Genomic DNA, 22790 nt, shown 5'->3' on the forward strand with positions numbered 1-22790 from the left:
CTCGGTCCCCGTTGCGGACCCGGTCCCCACTGAGGACCCGGCCACCGCCAAGGAATCGGGCACCGCCGAGGACCCCGTCCCGGCCGTCGACTCCACCGTGCTGTGCCGGCTGCGGGCCCTCGCGGTCCGGTACCCCGTGTACGCGGTCACGGCCGTCGCCGCCGTCGGCCACATCCTCTGGTTCTTCTTCTTCGCCAACAGCGGCGGCGACCTCGCCGCGCAGGACGCCTGGGCCGAGTTCGTCGGCCGGCACCCCGCCTCCGCGTACAACCTGGCCTGGTACGGCGGGATGCACCCCGTCTCGTACAGCGTGATCTCGCCGTATCTGATGTCGATGCTCGGCGTCCGCTCGACGATGATGATCGCCGGGACCGTGTCGGCCGGGCTGATCACGCTGATCCTGGTGCGGGTGCGGGCCGTCCGCAATCCGCTGCCGTGCGCGTTCGCGGCCCTCTTCGCCTTCCTGTGCAACGCCATGTCCGGCCGGGTGACGTTCGGGCTCGGCACGATGTTCGCGCTCGGCGCGGTCGCGGCGGTCTTCTGCTGGCCCCGCAAGTGGGCCGAGAACCGGTGGGCCAAGGGCGCGGTCGCCGCGCCGCTGGCCGGGCTCGCCACGGCGAGCAGCCCGGTCGCGGGCCTCTTCCTCGGGGTGATCGCGGCCGCGCTGTTCCTGAACGGGCGCCGCCCGGGCGCGTACGCCCTCGGTCTGCCGCCGGCCGCCGTCGTGGCGCTCTCGGCCCTGCTGTTCCCCTTCTCGGGCACCCAGCCGATGTCGCTCGCCTCGGTGTCGCTGCCGTTCCTCTTCGCGGTGATCACCCTCTTCGCGGTGCCGAAGGACTGGCGGACGGTCCGCACGGGGGCCGCGGTGTACGGGGTGGGCGTGCTGCTCACCTGGATCATCGACTCGCAGATCGGGTCCAATGTGACCCGGCTGGCGATGCTCTTCGCGGGCGTGGTGTTCCTGGCCGCCCTGCCGTACGTGGTGCCGCGCTCGCGCAAGTGGTACGCGCTGGTCATCGCCTTCGCGGGGATGAACTTCTGGATCGGCTTCAAGGCCGTCGACGACATCGTCAGCACCCTCCCGGCCGCGTCCTGGGCGCGTGAGCTCGCGCCGCTCGTGGACCAGCTCCAGGAGGTCGGCGCGGAGCGCGGGCGCGTCGAGGTCGTGCCCGCGTCCAGCCACCGCGAGGCCTCGGCGGTCGCGCCGTACGTCAACCTCGCCCGGGGCTGGAACCGCCAGGCCGACATGGAGCGCAACCCGCTCTTCTACGACGACACGCTGAACTCGGCCAGCTACCGGGGCTGGCTGGGCCGCTGGGCCGTCCACTACGTGGTGCTGCCCATGGGGCCGCCGGACTCCAACGGCGCCGAGCAGGAGGCCAAGCTGATCCAGAAGGGCCTGCCGTACCTGAAGGAAGTGTGGAGCAACGACAACTGGCGGCTGTTCGCGGTCGACGACCCGACCCCGCTCGCCGATCCGCCCGCGACGGTGCTGCACGCGGGGGAGGGCGAGTGGACGCTGAAGGTGAGCGCGCCCGGGCGGGTCCTGGTCCGTATCCCTTACTCGCCGTGGCTGAAGCTGGTGGACGAGAAGGGGAAGGGTGTGGAGCCGCCGCAGGAGACGCCGGAGTCCAAGAGCCGGGCTCATGGCACGCCGAAGACGTTCACGAACCCCAATGGGTGTTTGTGGAAGGCGCCGGAGGATGCGGCGGGGGACGAGTGGACTGAGCTGCTCGCGCCCAAGGCGGGCACGTACCGCTTGGCGGCCCCGTACAGCCTCCGCCGGGGGACGGCGTGCCCGACGGAACTCCGTCCCGATCACTAACGGTGTGGATCAGCCCCACCCCGCCCCTTCCCGCTGTGACATTTGCGGCCCCGATTCGTCTGCGGGTCGGTGGGGGCTGGTCGCGCAGTTCCCCGCGCCCCTAAAAGCGCCCCTCCGGGGCGCCCCGAGGATGCCGCGCAGCGGCATTTAAGGGGCGCGGGGAACTGCGCGAGCAACCCAGCACGGTCCGCAGACAAAACAAGCACCAGGCACCCCGGTCACCCGCACCCGCACGCCCCGTGCACCCCCGCCACGGACCTCGCCCGGCGCGGCGACGCCGACGGGGTCACGCCCTCGTGGACCACCCGGCCTCCGACCAGTGTCAGGCGGACCCCCACCCCCGACACCTCCGGGATCGGGACGCGCGTCACGTCGCGGTCCAGCAGGACCAGGTCCGCCGCCATCCCCGGCAGCAGGCGGCCGCTCAGACGGTCCATGCGCAACTGGTGCGCCGTCCCCGCCGTGTGCATGCGCAACGACGACGCACGCGTCAGACCCTCCAGCTCCGGATACAGCGCACCCTCCCCCGCCTCGGACCCCTCCCGGTCCACCGCCGTACGGACCTGGTTCCACGTCTGGAGCGGGTCCACCGGCCAGTCGGAGCCGCCCGCCAGGGTCGCCCCGTGGCGCTCCAGGCTCCGCGCGGGGTACAGCAGCCGGTGCCGCTCCGGGCCGATGTACGGCAGCAGCGCCTCCATCGTCCAGATGTCCCGCATCGCCCACTGGAGCTGCATGCACGCCACCACCCCGAGCGGGGCGAAGCGGCGGTAGTCGGAGGGGTGGACCAGTTGCAGGTGGGCCACCGTGTGGCGGTTGCCGCGGCGGCCGTTCGCCCGCACCGCCGCCTCGTACCCGTCGAGCGCCGTCCGCACCGCCCGGTCCCCGATCGCATGCGCGTGCAACTGCCAGTCCGCCCGGTCGAAGACCGTCGCCAGACGGCCGTAGTCCGCAGAAGAGACGTACAGGTCGCCTCGGTGGCCGGTCGGCCTGCCTTCCGCGTCCAGGTACGGAGTCAGCAGCGCCGCCGTCTGCGACGGGTACTCGATCACCCCGTCCAGGAACACCTTCGCCGTGCCGAACCGCAGCCCCGGCACCTGCCCGTACCGCGCCCGCAGGTCCCGTACGTGACGCAGCGCTCCCGCCGGATCCTTCGCCAGGTCCGGGCCGATCAGGAGCGCGGGCACGATCCGCTGCGGCAGCCGTCCGGCGGCGGCCAGCGCGGCGTACGTGTCGAGCTGGTGCGTGCCCACCGACGCGTCCATGAACGTGGTGATGCCCGACGCCGCCGCCCGGGCGAGCGCCTTGGCGCAGGCGGCGACGAGCTGCGCCTCGGTGGGCGGCGGGATCACCCTCGTCAGGAGGTCCTGGGCCGTGTCCTTCAGGAGGCCGCCCGGCGTTCCGTCCGGGTCGCGCACGATCTGGCCGCCCGACGGGTCGGGGGTGCTCGCGGTGATCCCGGCGAGGTCGAGCGCGCGCTGGTTGGCCCACGCGTTGTGCCCGTCGTTGCCGATGAGCGCGACGGGGCGGCGGGTCGGCAGCGAGTCGAGCATGCGGTGGTGCGGGACGGTCCCGGCGGGGAGCAGCCCGACCGGGTTCCAGTCCTCGACCACCAGCCAGCCGTCGGGCTCGTGGGAGGAGTCGGATGACAGGAACTCTCGTAGCGTGTCCTGAAGTTGAGGGATCGTCAGGGTCGCTCCCTCCAGCGTCGGGTGGAGGCTGCGCTCGCCCGCGCCCAGTGGATGGGCGTGGCCGTCGTGGATGCCGCTCATGACCGTCGCCCCGCGCGCGTCGACGACCTCGGTGTCCCGGCCGATGTACCGCCGCAGCTCGGCATCGGTGCCGGTCGCCAGTATCCGGCCGTCCCGCCCGACGGCGACCGCCTCCCGTACGGGCGCGTGCGTCTCGCCGGTGAGCACCCGCGCCCGGTGCACGACGAGCGCGGCGGAACGCCGCGGGGAGGAGGCGACGGCGGTGCCGGGTGCCGCGACGGAGGCGGCGGCGGCCGTCCCGAGGGCGGCCGCCAGCACCAGACGGCGGGAGGGTCGGGCGCTGCTGCGCATGGCTGCTCCTGGGGCGAGGGGACGAGGGCGGGACGGTCCGGGGCGGCGACCGCGGTCCGCGGCCGGGCGGTTCGCGGCCGCGAGCGGCGGTCGTACGCCCCGTTCCGCACCGCACCCTTCGCGATTAATCCCTTAACCACCAGCGCCCCGCCGCAGCCGATCTGCCCCGCGAACTCCCGCTCCGGCAACGGATTCCGTACGCTGAGCCCGTGCCCCGAGTGACCCTCACCGACGTGGCCCGCGCGGCCGAGGTGTCCGTGGCGACCGTCTCCAACGCGCTGAACGGCACCGGCCGCATGGCCGAGTCGACCCGCGCCCGGGTGCGGGCGACCGCCGCCGCGCTCGGCTACGGCGAGCCCCCGCCCCGTACCCTCGCCCTCGCCGTCACCACGTACGGCACGCTCTCCTGGGACTTCGCCGGCATCCCGTTCTACGCCCGGTCGATCAGCGCCGCCACGGCCGCCGCCCACCGGCGCGGCTACGCCCTGATCGCGCTCCCGGCCGCGCCCGCCGAGTCGCTGTGGCGGACCGTGCCGGTCGCCGGGGCGGTGCTCCTGGACAGTCCGCCCGACGACCCCGTCGTCCGCATCCTGCGCGCCCGGGGCCTGCCGCTGGTCTTCGACGGCCGCCCGGCCCGGCTCGGCGTGCGCGAGGCGTGGGTGGACAACGACCACCGGGCCACCACGCACGAGGTCCTTGACCACCTCGCGGCGCGCGGCGCACGGCGGATCGCGCTGGTCGCGGGCCCGGGCGAGGAGCACTACACGCGCAGTTGCCGGGCGGCGTACGAGCAGTGGTGCGCGACGCGCGGCAGCGAGCCCATGGTCGTGCCGCTGGACTTCGGCGACCGCGACGGCCGCACCCTGGACGCCCTGCTCGCCGGGCCCGGCCGGCCGGACGCGGTGCACGGCCTCTACGACCCGTGCGGCCACCGCGTCCTGGCCTCGGCGGCGCGCTGCGGGCTGCGCGTGCCGGACGACCTGCTCGTGGTGTGCGCGAGCGAGGATCCGGCGTACGAGACCACCGCCCCGCCCGTCTCCACGGTGACGCTCGCACCGCACCGCACGGCCAGGGCGGCGGTGGCCGCGCTCGTGGACCTGGTCGAGGGCGGTCCCGGCGGGGCGGGGCAGACCGTTCCGGCGCGGCTCACCCCGAGGGCGTCCTCGCTGCGGGCCCTCAACTGAGCCGTGGCACCCACGCGTTGTCGTCCCAGAACCGCAGCTGCCGCGCCTTGGTGGGGTACGCCGTGCGCGGGCCGCCCGGCTCGCCCAGGATCAGTGTGCTCGGGCGGTCCGGGGAGAAGACCGGCCACGGCGCGGCGCCGGTGTGCGCGAACGACGCCACCACGTCCATGAAGGCGGCGCTGACCTCCGCCTCGGCGGGGCCGTCGCCGCACGCGCCGGTGTTCTCGGGCAGGGCGTAGGTGCCGAAGAGGAACGGCGAGGTGTGCTCGTGCGGGGTGCCGAACCACGGCGGGCAGGCCGGGTGCGCGAACTCCATCAGATACCCGGGCGCCGTGCCCGTACGGGCGTGCCGCTCGGCGAGGCGGACGTTCAGGTACCGGAAGAGGCCGTCGCCCCAGACGTCGGTCCACAGCGAGACCGGGTCCAGCGGCAGCCCGTCGGCCCCGGCCGCCGCCTTGTACGCGTCGACGCACCCGTCCACCAGGGAGTCCGGCACCTGTGCCGCGCCCTTGAGCAGCACCCCGCGCACCGACTCCCGCAACGAGGTGTCGTCGGTGGGCGCGGGGGTGGGGATCGGGGAGCCGGGGCCGGTGTAGAAGGAGCCCTCGGTACGGGTGTGGATCGACAGGATCGGCAGGGCGGGCGTGGGGAGTTCGTGGTCGAAGCCGCGCATCCAGCGGCCGTCGACGACCGGGCCCCGGTACTCGCGCCCACTGCCCACGCTCCGCCCACCCGGGGCGCCGCTGAAGACCGTCCACCAGGCGTCCCGGAGCGCCCCGGCGGGCGCGGCGCGCAGTCCCCGTACGGTCGTGCCGAGCCGGGCGGCCACCTCCTCGTACGCCCGGCGCGCGTCCGGGACGGTCAGCGAGGTGGCGGGCTGCCAGACGTGGCAGGCGCTGATCGGGACGATCCGGCGGACCAGGCCGCGCAGTTCGGGGCGGAGCGCGAGCTGCCAGGCGGAGGCGCCGCCCGCCGAGGTGCCGCTGAGGGTGATGTTGTGCGGGTCGCCGCCGAAGGCCTCGGCGTTGTCGCGTACCCAGCGCAGCAGCGCGGCCTGGTCCTGGAGGCCCCAGTTGGCGCAGTCGCCGGTCGTCTCGTCGGTCAGGTCCTCGTGGTAGCCGAAACCGAACGGTCCCAGGCGGTAGTTGAAGGTGACGACGACGAGGTCGCCGCGGACCGCGAGGCGGCCTCCGTCGTACGTCGGCAGGCTGCCCGCGCCGACCTGCCAGCCGCCGCCGTGGATGTAGACGAGGACCGGGCGCCGCCCGTGCAGGGCGGGCGTCCAGACGTTGGCGTAGAGGCCGTCCTCGCTGCTGGCGGGGTCGATGGTCTGGAGGAACGCCGGGGCGAACCGGGTGGCGTCGCGCACTTCCCGCCAGGGCCGTGGCGGCCGCGGCGAGGCGAACCGGAGCTCGCCAAGCGGTGGTCGGGCGTAGGGCACGCCCCGGAAGGCCAGGGCGCCGCCGACGCGGGCCCCGGCCACCGGCCCGGCGGTGGTGCGGGCCACCGCCGGGCCGGAGGGCTTGGCGGCGGCCGGTGCCGCGTACGCCACGGCCGCCGCCGCGGAGGCCGCGAGCACCGCCCGGCGCCCCATCGCGGGTGAGGGCATCTCAGCCCGCCTCGGGCACGAAGCGGATGCCGTAGCCGCGGATCCACGCGTCCAGGTCGATCAGCCGCTCCATGACCGCGCGCCCGCTGTAGGGCCCGCCGATCGAGTACGAGCCCACGGGCCGGTCCAGCAGGCGCCGCAGCCCCTTCGGGTCCACCAGGTCGAGGACGGGGGAGTCGCCCGAGGCCAGGGCCGTGATGCGGTCGCGCAGGGAGATCTCGTACTGGACGTCCTGGGTCGACGGGTACGGGCTCTTCTTGCGCTCCACGATCGAGCGCGGCAGCACGTCCTGGGTCGCGGCGCGCAGCAGGCTCTTCTCGCGGCCGTCGAACGTCTTCATCGCCCAGGGGGTGTTGAAGACGTACTCGACCAGGCGGTGGTCGCAGAACGGGACGCGGACCTCAAGGCCCACCGCCATGCTGATCCGGTCCTTGCGGTCGAGCAGGAAGTTGACGAAGCGCGTCAGGTGCAGATGGCTGATCTCGCGCATCCGCGCTTCCTGCGGGCTCTCGCCGGGCAGGGCGGGGACGTCCGCGATCGCCTCCTTGTAGCGCTGGTCGATGTAGCCGCCCAGGTCGAGCCGGTCCCACAGGCCCGTGGTGCGCAGGGCGTCCTGGCCGCCGGCCCTGCGGTAGGGCAGGTGCCAGGGGAAGGTGGCCGAGGAGACCGCTTCGGGGTCGTGGAAGTGGCTGTAGCCGCCGAAGAGTTCGTCGGCCGACTCGCCGGACAGGGCGACCGTGGAGCGGGCCCGTACCGCCTGGAAGAGCAGGTACAGCGAGTACTCCATGTCACCGGTGACGGTGGGCAGGTCGAGCGCCCGCAGGACCGCGCCGCGCACCTCGGGCGTGAGCAGCTGCGCGTTGTCGAGGACGATGTCCTCGTGGTCGGTGCCGATGTGGGCGACGGCCTCCTTCACGAAGGGCGCGTCCGGCGCCTCCCACACCGCGTTGGCCTCGAACCGCTCGGCGTGGCCGGTGAAGTCGACGGAGAAGGTGCGGATGCGGTCGCCGCCGCCCTCCTCGGCGAGCGCCCGGGCGGCGAGCGCGGTGACCGCGCTGGAGTCGAGGCCGCCGGAGAGCAGCGAGCACAGCGGCACGTCGGAGACGAGCTGGCGGCGCACGGTGTCGTCGAGGATCTCGCGGACCGTGCCGACGGTGGTGTCCAGGTCGTCGGTGTGCGGGTGCGACTCCAGCTGCCAGTACCGCGTCTTGCGCAGCCCGCGCCGCGAGAGGCGGACCATGCTGCCGGGCCGCACCTCGTACATCCCCCGGAACACGGCGTTCTCGGGCGTCATCGTCAGGCCGAACACCTCGCGCAGGCCCTCGGCGTCGACGACCGGCTCGGCCAGCGGATGGGCGAGGATCGCCTTGGGCTCGGAGCCGAAGAGCACCCCGTCGTCGGTGGGGTAGTACAGGAGCGGCTTGACGCCCATCCGGTCGCGCACCAGGAGCAGTTCCTCGGTGCGGGTGTCCCAGATGGCGAACGCGAACATGCCGTTGAGCCGCTCGACGAAGGCGTCGCCCCACTCCAGATACGCCTGGAGCACCACCTCGGTGTCGCTGTTGGTACGGAACCGGTGGCCCCGTGCGCTCAACTCGGCCCGCAACTCCCGGTAGTTGTAGACCTCGCCGCTGTAGGTGGTGACCGCCTCGGGGGCGACGCCGAACCCGGCGGCCATCGGCTGCCTGCCGCCCTCGATGTCGATGACCGCCAGGCGCCGGTGGCCGAGGGCGACGTGCCGGCCGGTCCACACGCCGCCCGCGTCGGGTCCTCGGCAGACCATGGTGGCGGTCATGGCCCGGGCGCTGTCCTCGTGCCGCGTCACGTCGTGGCCGTAACCGACCCAGCCCGCTATACCGCACATGTCTCAGACCCCCCTCTCGTCAGGCGTAGGTGTAGAACCGGCGGTGGTCGACGACCTCGGCGACGGTCTTCGTGTGCCACGGGAACAGCGGTGTGCTCGGGTCGGCGACCTCGGGGGTCGGCTCCTGCGGCAGGTAGTGCGGCACGTCCGGGTGGAGCGTCTGCCAGTCGGCCCAGATCTTGTCGATGAAGCAGTGGTGCAGGAAGAAGACCGGGTCGTTGGGGGAGGAGATGTACATCATGTGGCCGCCCACCCACTGGTGCCCGGCGCCGTGCAGCTTCCCGGCCGGGGGCTCCCAGGCGAAGTTGGTGTAGCCCTCCAGGTGGTTGCGGAAGCTGTTGTACGGCGGCTGGCTGCCGGAGGTGTAGTTCCACGGCGGGCAGTCGTATACCGGCAGGTCCATGGTCTGCTGCAACTGCTCGGGCGAGGGCAGCGAGGGCATCTTCTGGCCGATGCGGCGGATCAGGAACTTGCGGTCGTCCACGGTGTAGTGGCCGTTGAGCGCGGGGTTCTCGTCGCCCTCGGGCTGCACGTTGACCTTGAGCTGCCAGCCGTTGGGGTAGGCGAACGGCCCGGTCATCACCATGCCGTCGGAGGCCCGCCCGTCGCCGCCCATGAAGTCGTCGGCCCACAGCGGGGAGTGGGGCGACTGGTCCTTGGTCCAGTCCCAGTACGGCAGGGTCACCGTCGGGTCGACCCGGCGCAGCTCCTTCTCGAACTCCATCAGGTACTGCCGGTGCCAGGGGAAGAACCCCGGGTTGATGTGGCCGACCCGCTTGCCGGTGTCCTTGTCCAGGTAGTCCTGGGAGTTGACGTCGACGTGGAGCTTGACGAACCGGTCGTAGATCCCGCGCCGCTTGATCTCCAGGACGGCCTTGATGAACCGCCGCCGCTCGCTGCGCGACATGTCCAGGTGGTTCCTGCGGACGTGCGTCATGGTCCTGTTCCTCGAATCTCGCGGGATCACATGGAGTGGTGGGAGCCGTCGCCGAGCGGTACGAGGTTGGCGCCGTGCAGCTCGTCGACGGCGGCGCGGGCGGCGTGCAGCGGCGTCTTGGCGACCTCGTAGTGGCACAGGGCACTCAGATAGGCGCCCTCGCCGAGCTTCATCAGGTGCAGCGGCTTGCCGTCTATGGAGACGGCGTGGTCGGCGCCGGCCTGGGTGACCCGGATGGTGCGGCCCTTGTAGGTCTCGGTGTGGTCGTCGCTGTGGGCGGCGGCGACTGCGGGGGAGCCGTCGCGGGTGCCGTAGACGGCGACCCCGCCGGCTCCGGCGATCCCGGTGGCAACGGTGGCGGCGACGGCGCCCCGCTTGATCACATCGCGGCGGTTGAGCATGGGGGGACCTTTCTGTGGGTGGGGGTGGGGGGCGCCCAGCACCTGCGGTGCCGGGCGCCCTACAGGGGCGCGGGGAACTGCGCGACCAGCCCAAGGCGGCCCGCAGACAAACGACCGCGCAGCGAACCGTTACTTCTCCAGGCAGAACTCATCGATCGGATAACCCACGTGCCGGTCCTCGCTCGGCAGGAACCCGAGAACCTTGTCGCCCGGCTTGAGCTCGGTGCTGTTGAGGACGACGCCACCGGGGCCGAGGACCCGTACATGCCAGTCGTCCTGAAGAATCAGATTCACCTGCTGCCCGTTCGGCGCCACCGCGTCGATCGAGATCAGCGGCCGCGACTCGATCTTGACCCGCCCGACGGTGACGAGCCGCGTCTGCCCCTTGATGTCCACGGCGAGCACCTTGCTGCCCGCCTTGAGCTCGCTGAGGTAGTTGGTCCGCTCGTCCTTGGAGAGCGTGTACGAGTGGATCGCGCCCGCGTTGACGCGGAACGGGCGGGTCGGCATGTAGGGCAGCGGGTGCGTCTCGCTGACGCACAGGATCATGCCCTTGGAGTGCGAGCCGACCAGGATGCCCTCGTCCTCGCGGAAGTACGTGCAGGTGTCGACGCAGGCGCGCTCGCCCATGCCGATGTGCTCGGTGCTGCGCACCTCCAGCTCGACCAGGTTGAGGTCGGGCACGTCGGCGGTGGCGGCCTTCTTGAGCTGGGCGGCGTCGCCGACGGCCTTGGGCGCCATCATCACGCCGTCCGAGCCGTGCTCCAGGACGCCGAAGATGATCTCGGCCTCCTCCACGTCCTGGGCGACCGTGATCATGCTGCCGGTGGCCCGGGCGGCCGCCGCGATGACGATCTCCAGCGGGATCTTGGTGGGGTCGCGGAAGAGCAGCACGCTCCACTTCTCGGTGCGCGCGGACTCGCAGGCGTCCTCAAGGGTGGGCGCGTCGATGATCTCCACGAAGCGCCCGAACTCGATCTCCGGGTGCTTGATGGCCAGTTCGGCCGGGGTGATGCCGTGGGCCGCCGGGTCCACGATGACCACGGACGCGTCGCCGAACTCCGCCGGGAGCGGCTTGCCCTGCGGGAAGAGCACCTTGGTGATCGTCGGCGGCAGGTCGGCCAGGTCGGCGGGGTCGTCCGCGACGACGCCTTCGAGCCGGTAGTGCAGGGCCTCCTGGAGGATGGCCTCCTTGGCCTCGCCGAGCGAACGGGCGTCGAGCCAGCTGAGCTTCATGGGGAGAACTCCTCTTAAGAGACGGTGGTCAGCGGTACGGCGAGAGCCTCGGGAGCCGCGCTGTGCGCGGGCAGGTCGTGCGGTACGGGGTGGATCAGCCGGGCGACCTTGGCGGCCATGGCCCCGGGGTCCGGCGCGAGGAAGACGTTGCGGCCCATCGCCACGCCGCTGGCGCCGCCGCGCAGCGCCTCGTCGACGTACGCGAGCACCCGGGTCTCGTCGGGCTCCCGGGGGCCGCCGACGACGACCAGGGGGACGGGGGACGCGGAGGTGATGTCGCGCATCTCGGCGATGGACTCGGCGCAGACGGTCTTGACGATGTCGGCGCCCAGATCGGCGGCGAGCGAGGCCGCGTGGGCGATCAGCGCCGGGTCGCGCGGGTTGGTGATCTTCGGGCCGCGCGGGTACATCATGGCGAGCAGCGGCACGTTCCACCGGTCGCAGGCGTCCGCCACGGCGGCCATGTCCGCGATCTGCTGCCGCTCCTGCGTGGAGCCGAGGTTGACGTGCACGCTGACCGCGTCCGCGCCCAGGCGCAGGCACTCCTCGACGCTGGCGACCAGGTACTTGTCGTTGGGGTCGGGGGCGTGCACGGTGCTGGCGCTCAGGTGCACGATCAGCGAGGTGCGGGCGAACCGGGCGGAGTCGACGTACCGCAGGCTGCCCTTGTGCAGGACCACCGCGTCCACGCCGTTGTCCGCGAGCTGCCCGACCAGGTGGTCGAGACGGTTGCCGCCGGTCAGCGGGCCGTCGGTGACCGAATGGTCCAGCGGGACGATCAGCAGCCGGTCGCCGCCGTGGCGATGGATGCGCCGCAGCCGTAACTGACGTGCGAACGAATGGTGCAACATCATCGGAACCTCCTCTGTCGGATCAGGCGGGCACGGGCGCGGTGAACCCCGTCCCGGCGTTGAGTGCGGCGAGGCCGAACTCGTCGTGCAGGACCCGGGCGGCCCGGACCGCGTCGTCGTCCGGGACGGTCACCGAGATCCGCATCTGCGAGGTGGAGACGGAACTGGGCGCGACGGCCACGGACTTGAGGCAGCGCAGCATCCGGGCGGTGCTGTCCGGGCGGCTGAGCAGTCCCGTACCGACCAGGGAGAGCTTGGTGATCCCCTCGTCGGACTCCATGCGCCGGCCCGGCGGCCCGGGGCGCCGGGCCAGGTAGTCCCGCAGCGGCTGTACGTCGTCGGTGTGCAGGGTGATGCCGATGTTCACGCCCGTGCTCTCGTCCGAGAGCGCCGCCATGTCGACGGAGAGGGACTCGCGGGCGAGGAATGCGAAGACGTCGGTGGCCGCGTCCGCGTCGCCCGCGCCGAAGCGCAGGGTCACCCGGGCCACGTCCGCGTCGAGGACCACTCCGGTGACGGTCGTCGGTGATTCGAGCATGTCGGCTTTCGTCTCCTCCCTGGCGGCGATCACGGTCCCGGGGCCGGGCCGTGCGGAGTGCTTGACGTGGATGTCGACGTTGCGCAGCGCCGCCAGCTCCACGGCCCGGGCGTGCATGACCTTGGCGCCGGCGAACGACATCTCGGCCATCACGTCGACGTCGACGACCGGCAGCACCGAGGCGGTGGGCAGCTTGCGGGGGTCGGCGGTGAACACGCCGTCGACGTCGGTGTAGATCTCGCAGTGGGCGGCGCCGAGTTCGGCGGCCACGGCCACCGCCGTGGTGTCCGACCCGCCGCGCCCCAGGGTGATCACGTCCCGCCGGGCGGTCAGCCCCTGGAACCCGGCGACCACCGCGACCGCGCCCTGGGCGAGCACCTCGCCGATGGCCTCGGTGTCGACGGCGACGATCACGCCCCGGCCGTGCGCCCCGGTCGCCAGGATGCCGGTCTGGGCCCCGACCAGGGACACCGCCCGCACCCCGGTCCGGTGCAGGGCCATGGCGAGCAGCGCGGCGGACGCGCTCTCGCCGGTCGCGAGCAGCTGGTCGGTCTCCCGGCCCGCCGGGGGCGCCCCGACGGACTCCGTCAGCTGGAGCAGCCGGTCGGTGGTGTTCCCCCGGGCCGAGACCACCACGACCACGTCGCGGCCGGTGCGGTGGGCGGCCGCGACCCGCTGCGCCACGGCGCGGACCTGCTTGAGCGTGGCGAGCGAGCTCCCGCCGTACTTGTGCACCACGGGCCCGCGCCGGTCGGGGCGTTCGGCGTGCGAGGGGTCACCTCCGCCGTTCGAGAGAGCCATGAAGCAGTCCTTTCCTGCGGCTTCGGCGAGGCCGTTTCCCGGGTCCCCGTGCCTTCCCGTCCGGCCCCACCGGCGGTGACGCTCCCCGAGGCGCGTATCGGCCAGGTTTCACGCGGATATCGCGGAGGCGCGCGCGGCGATACCGGATGCGAAATGCCCCGTGCCGAGGGCACGGGGCATCGGGGAAACCGCTGGTGGGGACTGCGCCCACCGGATTTCGTCAGAGTTTCAACGTTGCCTGGAGGCGGAGGTTGGCCTGCTGCAAACTGGTCAGCCGGGTGCGCATGGCCAGGGTGTGGTCGGTCCAGGAGGTCTTCACGGCGCGGTGCGCGGGCTGGCGGATCAGCGAGGCGACCGGGGCCGGGCCCTGCTGCTCCGGGGCGGTCCGGCTGGGCGTCTCAAGGGACGGGTCCTCGGCCAGGATGGCCCGCTCCAGGGTGCGCAGCGACTCGCCGGGGTCGATGCCGAGCTCCGCCGAGAGGAGCGTACGGGTCTCGCGGAACTGCCGCAGCGCGTCCGCCTGCCGCCCCGAGCGGTACAGGGCGAGCATCAGCTGGGCGCACATCTGCTCGCGGTAGGGGTTCTCGGCGACCTGCCGGTACAGCTCCCCGACGACCTTGCGGTGCCGCCCCATCTGGAGCTCCAGGTCGACGCACTCCTCCAGTACGGAGAGCTGCTCCTCGCGCAGCATCGTGGCGGCCTGGCGCAGCACCCTGCTCTCCAGGCCCGCCGCCACCGGGCCCTTCCACTGCGCCAGTGCCGAGCGGAACAGGTCCACCGCCTGCTCGGGCTGCTTGTCGCGGGCCGCCCGGCGCCCGAGGGCGGCCAGGTGCTCGAAGCGGGCCAGGTCGAGCGCGGTGTTGGGCAGCCGGATGCGGTACCCGGCGGGGTGCGTCTCGATGAGGTCGCCCACGCCCGCGCCGACGAACTGGCGCCGGATAGCGGACACGCAGATCCGCACCTGCCCCTTGGCCGAGGCGGGCGGGGTGTCCTCCCAGATGGCCTCCAGGAGCCGTTCGATCGGTACGACGTGCTCGGCTTCCAGTAAGAGCGTGGCGAGCAGTGCCTGCTGCCTAAATCCGCCCAGACGGACCTTCCGGCCCCCGCATTCCACTTCAAGTGGGCCGAGTATCCGGAAAGTGAATGCTTGGTTTCCCGCTGACTGCATTGGCTGAGCCCTCCCCAAGTCGGCGTTCTAAGCAATCTTTTCGACGCCTGGCGCGCCACCGCGCCCCGTAAGGGGCGCGGGGCTGTGACACGTGCGGCTCCGCCGCGTGGGCGCGACCGGCCACGGACGGTCCGCAGCCGAATCACCGCACTTCCAGCCAAGCGCCACGCTATTCCGGCCCGGCCGATGCGGCGGCCGGGCGGAACGTCTTCGGCAAGGATTTCAGATGGCCCGTGGAGTACGCGTGGAGGCGCCCGCCTACCGCGTCCGCCTACCGGGCCGGAGCCGCGGTGGGCGCGGCCGTCGAGGGGGCGGCGGCGGGCCGGTTGATCCGCAGGGAGAGCGCGAGGACGCCCAGCGCCACCACCCCCACGGTCAGCGCGGCGTAGCCGACGCCGGAGGCGCCGTCGGCGGAGTACCCGGCGGCCCCGGCCACACCGCCGGTGCTGATGCCGATGTAGATCGTGCTCTGGTGCAGGCCGAGCAGGAGCGGGGCGGACTGCGGCGCGGTCGCCACCAGCCGCATCTGCTGCGGCACGTTGATCATCCAGTGGCACACGCCCCACGCGACCGCCATCGCGATGCCCGCGGCAAGCGACTTGGACAGCAGCGGGGTGAGCGTGGCGGCGGTGACCAGGAGCGGCGCGGCGACCGTGATGGTCCGCACCGGCCCGATCCGGTCGGTCAGGCGCCCGGTGAGCAGGTTGCCCGACACCGCCCCGATGCCGAAGCAGAGCAGGATCAGCGAGGTGCGTCCCGCGTCGCCGCCGGTCGCCTTGTCCATCACCTCGTCGATGTAGTTGTAGACGGTCCAACTGGTGCTCAGGCAGAGCCAGGTGGCGATCAGCGTGACCAGCACGCGCGGCTGCCCGAGCGGCGCGAGCCGGGCCCGCAGGGTCGTCGCCGCCTGCCCCTTGAGCTGCGGGACGGTCGCCGCGATCCCGGCGGTCGCGACCGCGGTCAGCCCCACCACCAGCCACAGGGCCGCGCGCCAGCCCGCCTGGTCGCCCAGCCAGGCGCCAAGGGGCAGGCCGAGGACGATGGCCGCGGTGAGCCCGCCGACCACCAGCGCCGCCGCCCGTCCGGCCCGCTCGGGCGGCACCATCGCCCGTGCCACGGCGAGGGAGTTGGCGGTGTACATGGAGGCGCCCGCACCGGCGACGACCCGGCCGGCCATGGCCCAGGAGTAGTCCCCGGCGACGGCGGTGAGCGCGTTGCCGACCGCGAAGACGCCCAGGGCGCCGAGCAGCAGCTGGCGGGGCGGCCGGTGCCCGGTGGCCGCCGCGAGCAGCGGCCCGCCGATCGCGTACGCGAGGGCGAACGCGGTGATCAGCCAGCCCGCGGTGGTGCGGGAGACGCCGAAGTCGTCGGCCATGGGGTCGAGGATCGGCGCGATGATGAACGTGTCGACGCCCATCGCGAAGTTTCCTAGCGCGAGGACGAGTAGGCGCAGTCGCACGGTGGCTCCTTGGGAGTGTGCGGGGAAGGGTCGGGGGACGGCCTGTCGGGTGCGGTCGGGGGCGCGGTCACCCGTCGGGCAGGAGTTTGATCCCGGCGCCCAGGCCCAGACCGAGCCGCTCGATGAGTTCCATGCACAGCAGCGCCATCTGCTCCAGGACGTGCGCGTTGCGCAGATCGCCCGCGTCGAGGCCGCGCAGCCCCGCCCGGTCGATGAGCTCGATGACCGGGATCTTGGCGCTGTAGTCGTCGCCCGCCACGAACACGTCGAGGTGGGCGCCGTCGACCTGCCCGGCGAAGAGGGTGGCCGCGCAGGAGGTGTTGAACGCCTTGACGACGGAGGACTGCGGGGCGGCCCGGGCGATCAGCTCGGTCATGCTGGGGCCGGTGCGGCCGAGGGCGGTGCCTCCGGCCTCCTCCACCGGGTTGGTGGTGTCGATGAGGATCTTCCCGGCGAGCGCCGAACGGTGGTGGATGACGAAGGCGAGGGTCTCGTCGGTGCCCATCGCGAGCGTGATGAGCTCGGCCTCCAGGGCGCCCTCGACGTCATGGGCCTCGACGCTGCCCCGGGTGCCCGCGCTCGCGTCCGCCGCGGCCCGTACCGCGAGCTCCGGGGAGCGGTCCGCGAGCCGTACGGTCTCGCCCGCGAGCGCGAACTGCCGCGCGGCGGCCCGGCCCATGGGCCCCGCGCCGATCACCCCGACCCTCACGCCGACACCTCGCTGGCGAGCGCCGCGGGGGCGATGTTGTGGTTGACGCGGAACATGTTCCCGGGGTCGTACTGCGCCTTGAGCGCGGCGAGTCGGGCGTACGCGTCCGGGGTGAAGGCGGCGCGCACGTGCTCGTCACCGGCCGAGGAGTCCAGGAAGTTGAGGTACTTGCCGCCGGTCGCCCAGGGTGCGAGGCGGTCGAGGAGCAGGTCGTCAGGCCCCTGACCGGCCGGGCGCGGCCCACCGGGGGCGACGGTGAGCAGGCAGTAGCGCGCGTCCCGGTTGCCCACCGCGTTCGCGTGCCGCACCGGGCGGCGCAGCGCCCCGCCGAGGTGGCGCAGCTCCACGAGCCCGAGCGAGCAGCCCGAGCCCGGCCCGGCCACCGCGAGCAGGCGCCCGGCCGCCGCCCGGTCCAGCTCGCCGAGCATCATGGTGCGTTCGTGGTACGTGTACGGCTCGGTCGGATCGCCGTGGATCGAGGCGACCTCCGTGTACGGCATCTCTCGTACGGTATCGAGGACGCGATCCCCCAACTCCCGCAGCGGCATGACCAGTTGAGCTCCTTCGGTCGCCGCGCCGGTGAACGCGATCCGCACCTGGGTGACGAAGCGGCCGCGCACCTCGGCGGGCAGCTCCGGGTCGTCGGGGAAGCGGACCAGGGCCAGCGAGGAGCTCATCTCCTCGGGCACCAGCACTGTCCACTCCAGCCAGGCGCGCAGCACGGCCGGGGCCATCGCCCCGTCGAAGGTGAGCGCCCCGCCGTACAGGCGGCGCACCGGCATCAGGCCGATCTCCATCGAGGTGACGATCCCGAAGTTGCCCTTGCCGCCGCACAGCCCCCAGAACAGCTCCGGCTCGCGCTCCGCGTCGACCTGGCGCAGGGCGCCGTCGGCGGTGACGAGGTCGACGCTGCGGATGTGGTCGGCGGCGTACCCGAAGGTGCGGGCCAGCACGGCGAGGCCGCCGCCGAGCGCGTACGAGACGGCGCCGACCAGCGGCGACGACCCGTTGAGCGGGGCGAGGCCGTGGGGCGCGGCCTCGTGGATGACCTGCTCCCACAGGACCCCGGCGGCCAGGCGTGCGGTGCCCCGGTCCGGATCGATCCGCAGTCCGGTCATCCGGCGGGTGGAGACGAGCACCGCGCCGTCGGCGGCCCGGGCCGCGCCGTGGCCGGTCGCCTGGACCGCGACCGGCAGCCCGTGCGCGGCGGCGAACTTCACCGCCGCCGCCACGTCCGCCGCCCCGGTCGCGCCCACCACCAGCGCGGGGCGGTGTTCCAGAAGGGTGTTGAAGCCCGCGCCCTCCTCGGCGTAACCGTCCTGCCCGGGAAGGAGGACGGGCCCCCGCACGGCGGCGGCGAGCCCGGCGACCTGGTCGGCGGGGAAGTGCGGCGGGTGCTGGACGGCGGATCGCACGGTGGGTGCCTCCTCATTCGGCGCGGGGTGGGGGGCGGGGTCGGCGTGGCGTCATCCATCGTCGGCCGCGCGGCGGCCCGGGCGACATCCCGAGATCAAGGTGTTGGCGCGAGGCGGCCCCCCTCAACTGAGGGGGGTGTGCGGGGGTGTTGGGTGGGGGACGATGGCGGGGTGAGGTACCGCGCCCCCGTAAGGGGCGCGGGGAACTGCGCGACCAGCCCCCACCGGCCCGCAGTCGACGAACGCCACCAGCGCAGTGCGAAGGAGTACCGGCCCCGTGACCGTGCCCAGGAACGCGACCACAGCCCACGCCATCGACACGCTCCTCACGGCGATCGGCGCGGCCCCCGACGCCCTCGCGCTGTTCGCCACCGCCTCCGAGCAGCTGCGCCGGCTCATCCCGTACGACGCCTCGGTGTGGCGGGCCACCGACCCGGTGACGGGCATGATGACCTCGCCGATCCGGGTGGAGAACCTCACCGAGGAGGGCTGTTCGGTCTACTGGGAGTCCGAGCTGCTCGCGGAGAACATCAACCTGTTCCGCGATCTGGCCCGCGCCCCGCTGCCGGTGGCGGGGCTGCGCGAGGCGACCGGCGGGCTGCCCGGCCGCAGCACGCTCTACCGCGACTTCCTGGCGCCGCGCGGCCTCGACGACGAGCTGCGCGCCGTGCTGCGGGTGGGCGGCCACCCGTGGGGCCAGGTCAGCCTGTTCCGCGCGCAGGGCGCACCGCCGTTCGGCGCGGACGACACCCTGGTGGTCAAGGAGCTGTCGGCGGCGATGGCCCGCCGGCTGCGCTCCTTCACCGAGCCGTCCGCCTCCGCCGATCCGACCCCGAGCCACGGCCCCGGCCCCGGACTGCTGCTCTTCGACGCGGCGGGCCGTCTCCTTTCGGTCAACGACGAGGCCCGCGAACTCCTGGACGACATCGTCCCCGGCCCCGCGACACCGACCCCGCTGGGGGTGTCCGTCCCGGCCTGGATGCACAGTACGGCCAGCAAGGCCCGTGCCATCGCGGCCGGTTGGGACAAGGGCGTGGCCCGGGTGCGGGTGCGCAGCAAGGGCGGCCGCTGGCTGGCCTGCCATGCCTCCTGCCTGCGCGGCGCGGACGGCGAGCTGGGCGCGTCGGCGGTGGTGATCGAGCGCGCCTCGATCTCGGAGGTCGCCCCGCTGATGGTGAAGGCGTACGAACTGACCGACCGCGAGCTGGAGATCACCCAGCACATCGCGCGCGGTCTGGGCACCGCGGAGATGGCCGGGAAACTGTTCCTCTCGCCGCACACCGTCCGGGACCATGTGAAGGCGATCTTCGAGAAGGTCCGGGTGTCCAGCCGCGGCGAGTTGGTGGCGAAGCTGTTCACCGAGCACTACGCGCCGCTGGGGGAGGAGTCGGAGCAGCGGGTGTGGGGGTGAGCCCGGGGGGTGAGTACACACGGGGCGGGACCCCGTTGGGTTCAATGCCTCGGTGAGAAATGTCGGATGAACATGACTCCCCCCTTCCGCCTCCACATAATGCGCACATATCTTGGGCGGGAACGCTGATGCCGACGCGTCCGGGGTCCGGGAGGCTTGTTGTGGCGAAGAGGACGACGGCTGCGGCGGCGCACTGGGAGCCGGACGACGAGGGAGACGGCTCGGGGGCTCTGGAGATCCTTGAACTGCTCGCCGTACAAGCACCGTTGGACGGAATCGACGAGGTCCTGTTACGGGCGCACGACCGGGGCGCGACGGCGGACGAACTGGCGGCCATCCACCGGGCGGGCCGCCTGGGCCGTACGGTGCACGGGCTCCTGGACCGCCGCCGCAGACGGGAGGCGGACCTGGCGGCCCTCCTGGACACGGCCCGCGAACTGGCCTCGTCGTGCGACGTGGACGGCCTGGTGAAGACGGTGGCCCACCGCACCAGGGCGCTGCTCCAGGTGGACATGGCGTTCGTGGCCCTGCTGACGACGGGCACGGGCGACTCGGTGATAAGAGCCTCGGCAGGAGCCACCACCTCACTCCACATAGGCCTGCAACTGCCGGGCGAGCACGGCATAGGGGCGGTGGTGAGGGCGACGGGCGCCCCGTTCTGGACCTCGGACTACCAGTCCGAGACGCGCGTGGACCACGACCCGGCCCTGGACGCGGCGATCGCCCGCGAGGGGATCCGCTCGGTGCTCGCCCTGCCGCTGCACCACGCGAGCGGCACGGTGGGCGTGCTGTACGCGGCCCACCGCGACGTACGCCACTTCGAGCCCGACGAGGCAGCCCTCCTCGGCTCCCTGGCGGACCTGGCGGCGGCCGCGGTCGACAAGGCCCAGTGGCTGGAGCTCTACAACGCCGAGGTGGCCAAGCTGGAGGAGCACAGCGCGCTGGCGATGGAGACGATCGAGACGGAGCGCTGGCTGGAGGCGGTACGCGACCACATCATCGGCTTCGCCCTCTCCGGCCAGGGCGTGGCGGGCTTGGCGGCGGAGGTCGGCGTACTCCTGGACGCGGAGATCCTGGTCCGCGACCACCGGGGCCGAGTACTGGCAGGCCGCGAGGAAACCTGGCCCCCCCTCCCCCCACCGACCGCGTCCCCCCGCACCCCCGTGCTCCTGGACGCGGGCACCTGGCAGGCAGCGATCTGGGCCGGCACAACCTGGCTTGGCCACATCCTGGCCCGCCCCCGCACGGCCCTCACCCCCGAGGGCGAACGAATGCTGGCCTACGCGGGGCAGGCGGTGGCGCTGGCGGTGGGGGTGGGGAGGGGGGCGGCGGGGGTCGGGGGGTTCGACAGTCATTGCGCGTGAGGGGGGTGCGCGGGTGATGCTCAGGGGTCTTGGAGCGCGGTGCGGGCGCGGGCGATCAGGCGGTGGGCGTCGGGGCCGTATACGGCGGACTCGCGCAGGGTGTTCCAGACCCGGAGGTAGGTGGCGATGCTGTCGGTGTCGTCGATCCACAGCTCTGCGTGCCAGTCCTCGACGATCACGAGACGTTCGTCGTAGATCCAGAAGCTGTTGCCCGGATAGATCTTCAGCGAGGCGTCGAAGGGAACGATGCCGAGCTCCACGGTGTCCAGCCCGATCACGCCGGCCAGGTGATGGAGCTGCGTCGCGAGTACGGACGGCGGGCACACCAGGGAGCGGAGCGCCCCTTCCCAGACCATGATCCGGTACTTTCGGCCCGGCTGGTACAGCCCTCCTTGTCGCTGGATACGGGCACGTACGGCGTCTTCCGTGTCCCGCGGTGATCGCATGAGGTCGGCATGCCGGACGAAGACGTGCCGGGCGTATTCGGGAATCTGCAGCATGCCGGGGATGAGGCAGTTCTCCCAGATGGTGAGGACCCGTGACCGCTCGTGCTCGACCGCGGCGGCGTCCTGTACGGACTTGTGCCCGGTCACCAGCTGTCGCCGCCACGAGCGGATGTGGGATTCGAACCCTGCGAGCCTGGACCGCAGTTCCTCGTATGTATCGGGGCGGCCGGTCGCCTCCGCCCACTGCCGCAGGTCGTCCGGAGTGGCGGTCTGCTTGCCCAGTTCGAGCTTGGAGACCTTTGAGTTGGGCCAGTCGAGCTTGTGCGCCAGGGCCGTACCGGTGAGCCGACCGTCAGGAGCAGTGAGCCGAAGTTCTCGCAGTCGCACCCCGAGCGCCTCGCGTGCCTGCTGATAGTCCGTGCCCACCGGTGCGCACCTGCTTCTACCGTTCCGCAGTCATGTTTGCCGCGAACTGGTCGTAGGGAATGGCGTAGTGCTGCGCGACATCACGCAGCCGGTTGTATTGATTGACGGCCGCGGGCTCCGTGATCAGTTCGGCGCCGGTGAGGTTGTCGTCCTCGTCGAAGATGCACAGGGCGACGATGTGGGAGTCGAAGATCCAGAAGTCCTCGTCCGGAAGGTTGACGCGCTTGGCGTCGTCGCGCCACATGCTGCGTACGTCCTCGCCCAGCGCGGTGTTGTGCTCGGCGTGCGCGAGGAGGTACAGCTGCCCCTCGGTCGGCGGGTTGTCGACGATGCGGACGCGCCCGACGGCCGCGCCGTCCCGCGTCTTGGCTCCGATGGTGCGGGCCCACGGTGACTCCATGTCCCATGTCGGCGCCTCGCCCCGCGCGAACTGGGCGTATGTGTCGGTGGCTTCGTCGGACGCATAGCCGCGGCGCATCTCCAGATGCCAGGCGCTGTGCCGGAAGTTCTCGAAGAGCCGGGCGAACGTGTCCGGGTCGAGGATGCGCGGTTCGGTGTCGCGCGCCTTCGGTCCGAAGTCGATCAGTGTGTTGCGCGGGACGACGATCGGGATCTCGTCGTCGTCGAGGTGCTGAAGCTGGGCGGGGGCTTCGGGGTCGGTGAGCCGGGGCCCGTGCACGATGATCTCGCCCGAGTCGAGGTCTTCGTGGATCGCGGGGCAGGAACCGCCGCCGCTGCCCGTGCCGTTGAAGCGCAGTCGTCGCGCCATGATCGTCCCCTTTTGTCGGGAGTGATCTGTCCAGCATCGGCGGGTCCGCCCCCGTGCGATACCGGATGTGAGCACCTTTGCGAGAAATTCTCGGCTAAGCAAGGGTCGGCACGAGAAAATCCGAGAAATGACGCTCGTGCGTTCAACGTCGGCTCCCTAGCGTCCAGTTCATGGCAACGCAGAACGCAAAGGACGCGCAGGCAACAGTCTCCGACTGGCTCGCCTCCGCCCACCCCACCCCGGAGGTGGCCCACCATGAGTGGAGGCTCAGCGGGATCGCCCTGATCCCCACCGGCCGCGTCTTCGACGCGGTCCGT

18 protein-coding genes are annotated in these 22790 nt (G+C 72.5%); 4 read left to right on the forward strand and 14 right to left on the reverse strand.

The window, feature by feature from the left end; all coding sequences use genetic code 11:
• Positions 1–97 precede the first annotated feature (97 nt).
• A complete protein-coding gene (locus QIY60_RS15770) occupies positions 98–1825 on the forward strand; it encodes an MFS transporter (RefSeq protein WP_283145948.1) in 1728 nt (575 codons plus the stop codon).
• 218 nt (positions 1826–2043) lie between these two features.
• Here the strand turns inward: QIY60_RS15770 and QIY60_RS15775 are convergent, their stop codons facing one another.
• Complete coding sequence (locus tag QIY60_RS15775) at positions 2044–3885, reverse strand: amidohydrolase (protein ID WP_283143019.1); 1842 nt, start codon at positions 3883–3885, stop codon at positions 2044–2046.
• A gap of 209 nt (positions 3886–4094) precedes the next feature.
• On the opposite strand from QIY60_RS15775, the gene QIY60_RS15780 reads away from it, so the two are divergent.
• The gene (locus tag QIY60_RS15780) at positions 4095–5069 is read left to right on the forward strand and encodes a LacI family DNA-binding transcriptional regulator (RefSeq protein ID WP_283143020.1); all 975 of its coding nucleotides are present in this window, start codon (positions 4095–4097) and stop codon (positions 5067–5069) included.
• Here the strand turns inward: QIY60_RS15780 and QIY60_RS15785 are convergent.
• The 11 genes from QIY60_RS15785 to QIY60_RS15835 all read right to left on the reverse strand — a co-directional run bounded on the left by QIY60_RS15785 (position 5062) and on the right by QIY60_RS15835 (position 18057).
• Complete coding sequence (locus QIY60_RS15785) at positions 5062–6678, reverse strand: carboxylesterase family protein (protein WP_283143021.1); 1617 nt, start codon at positions 6676–6678, stop codon at positions 5062–5064. The two genes, QIY60_RS15780 and QIY60_RS15785, sit on opposite strands and share 8 nt — an antisense overlap.
• A gap of 1 nt (position 6679) precedes the next feature.
• Positions 6680–8542: an asparagine synthase (glutamine-hydrolyzing) gene (gene asnB, locus QIY60_RS15790; protein WP_283143022.1), complete on the reverse strand. Its 1863-nt coding sequence runs from the start codon at positions 8540–8542 to the stop codon at positions 6680–6682.
• 19 nt (positions 8543–8561) lie between these two features.
• Positions 8562–9479, reverse strand: coding sequence for a tyrosinase family protein (locus tag QIY60_RS15795; RefSeq protein WP_283143023.1), 918 nt, complete (start codon positions 9477–9479; stop codon positions 8562–8564).
• 26 nt (positions 9480–9505) lie between these two features.
• Positions 9506–9880: a tyrosinase family oxidase copper chaperone gene (locus QIY60_RS15800; protein WP_283143024.1), complete on the reverse strand. Its 375-nt coding sequence runs from the start codon at positions 9878–9880 to the stop codon at positions 9506–9508.
• Positions 9881–10009: 129 nt separating this feature from the next.
• Entirely contained in the window at positions 10010–11116 is a 1107-nt protein-coding gene (gene griH / locus QIY60_RS15805; RefSeq protein ID WP_283143025.1) for a 3-amino-4-hydroxybenzoic acid synthase, read from the reverse strand.
• A gap of 14 nt (positions 11117–11130) precedes the next feature.
• The gene (locus QIY60_RS15810; protein WP_283143026.1) at positions 11131–11970 is read right to left on the reverse strand and encodes a 2-amino-3,7-dideoxy-D-threo-hept-6-ulosonate synthase; all 840 of its coding nucleotides are present in this window, start codon (positions 11968–11970) and stop codon (positions 11131–11133) included.
• Between the two features lie 19 nt (positions 11971–11989).
• Positions 11990–13306 carry an aspartate kinase gene (locus QIY60_RS15815; protein ID WP_283143027.1) on the reverse strand — a complete coding sequence of 439 codons (1317 nt, stop codon included), beginning with the start codon at positions 13304–13306 and terminating at the stop codon, positions 11990–11992.
• Between the two features lie 220 nt (positions 13307–13526).
• Entirely contained in the window at positions 13527–14420 is an 894-nt protein-coding gene (locus QIY60_RS15820) for an AfsR/SARP family transcriptional regulator (RefSeq protein WP_283143028.1), read from the reverse strand.
• Between the two features lie 325 nt (positions 14421–14745).
• Positions 14746–15933, reverse strand: a complete 1188-nt coding sequence (locus QIY60_RS15825) for an MFS transporter (protein WP_283143029.1) — start codon at positions 15931–15933, stop codon at positions 14746–14748.
• A 67-nt stretch (positions 15934–16000) separates the two neighbouring features.
• Complete coding sequence (locus tag QIY60_RS15830; RefSeq protein ID WP_283143030.1) at positions 16001–16642, reverse strand: NAD(P)-binding domain-containing protein; 642 nt, start codon at positions 16640–16642, stop codon at positions 16001–16003.
• A complete protein-coding gene (locus tag QIY60_RS15835; protein WP_283143031.1) occupies positions 16639–18057 on the reverse strand; it encodes an FAD-binding oxidoreductase in 1419 nt (472 codons plus the stop codon). The genes QIY60_RS15830 and QIY60_RS15835 overlap by 4 nt, the downstream gene beginning before the upstream one ends.
• Positions 18058–18334: 277 nt before the next feature.
• On the opposite strand from QIY60_RS15835, the gene QIY60_RS15840 reads away from it, so the two are divergent.
• Together QIY60_RS15840 and QIY60_RS15845 are read left to right on the forward strand one after the other, a co-directional pair.
• A complete protein-coding gene (locus QIY60_RS15840; RefSeq protein WP_283143032.1) occupies positions 18335–19468 on the forward strand; it encodes a helix-turn-helix transcriptional regulator in 1134 nt (377 codons plus the stop codon).
• A gap of 161 nt (positions 19469–19629) precedes the next feature.
• Positions 19630–20832 (forward strand): GAF domain-containing protein, encoded by a 1203-nt coding sequence (locus QIY60_RS15845; protein WP_283143033.1) that lies wholly within the window; start codon positions 19630–19632, stop codon positions 20830–20832.
• A gap of 20 nt (positions 20833–20852) precedes the next feature.
• On the opposite strand, the gene QIY60_RS15850 is transcribed toward QIY60_RS15845, so the two are convergent.
• Both QIY60_RS15850 and QIY60_RS15855 read right to left on the reverse strand, forming a co-directional pair.
• The gene (locus QIY60_RS15850; protein ID WP_283143034.1) at positions 20853–21704 is read right to left on the reverse strand and encodes a helix-turn-helix transcriptional regulator; all 852 of its coding nucleotides are present in this window, start codon (positions 21702–21704) and stop codon (positions 20853–20855) included.
• 16 nt (positions 21705–21720) lie between these two features.
• Positions 21721–22473 (reverse strand): DUF6879 family protein, encoded by a 753-nt coding sequence (locus QIY60_RS15855; RefSeq protein WP_283143035.1) that lies wholly within the window; start codon positions 22471–22473, stop codon positions 21721–21723.
• Positions 22474–22790 lie beyond the last annotated feature (317 nt).

The sequence above is a fragment of the Streptomyces sp. BPTC-684 genome (assembly GCF_030028635.1).
GTDB classification, from domain to species: domain Bacteria; phylum Actinomycetota; class Actinomycetes; order Streptomycetales; family Streptomycetaceae; genus Streptomyces; species Streptomyces noboritoensis.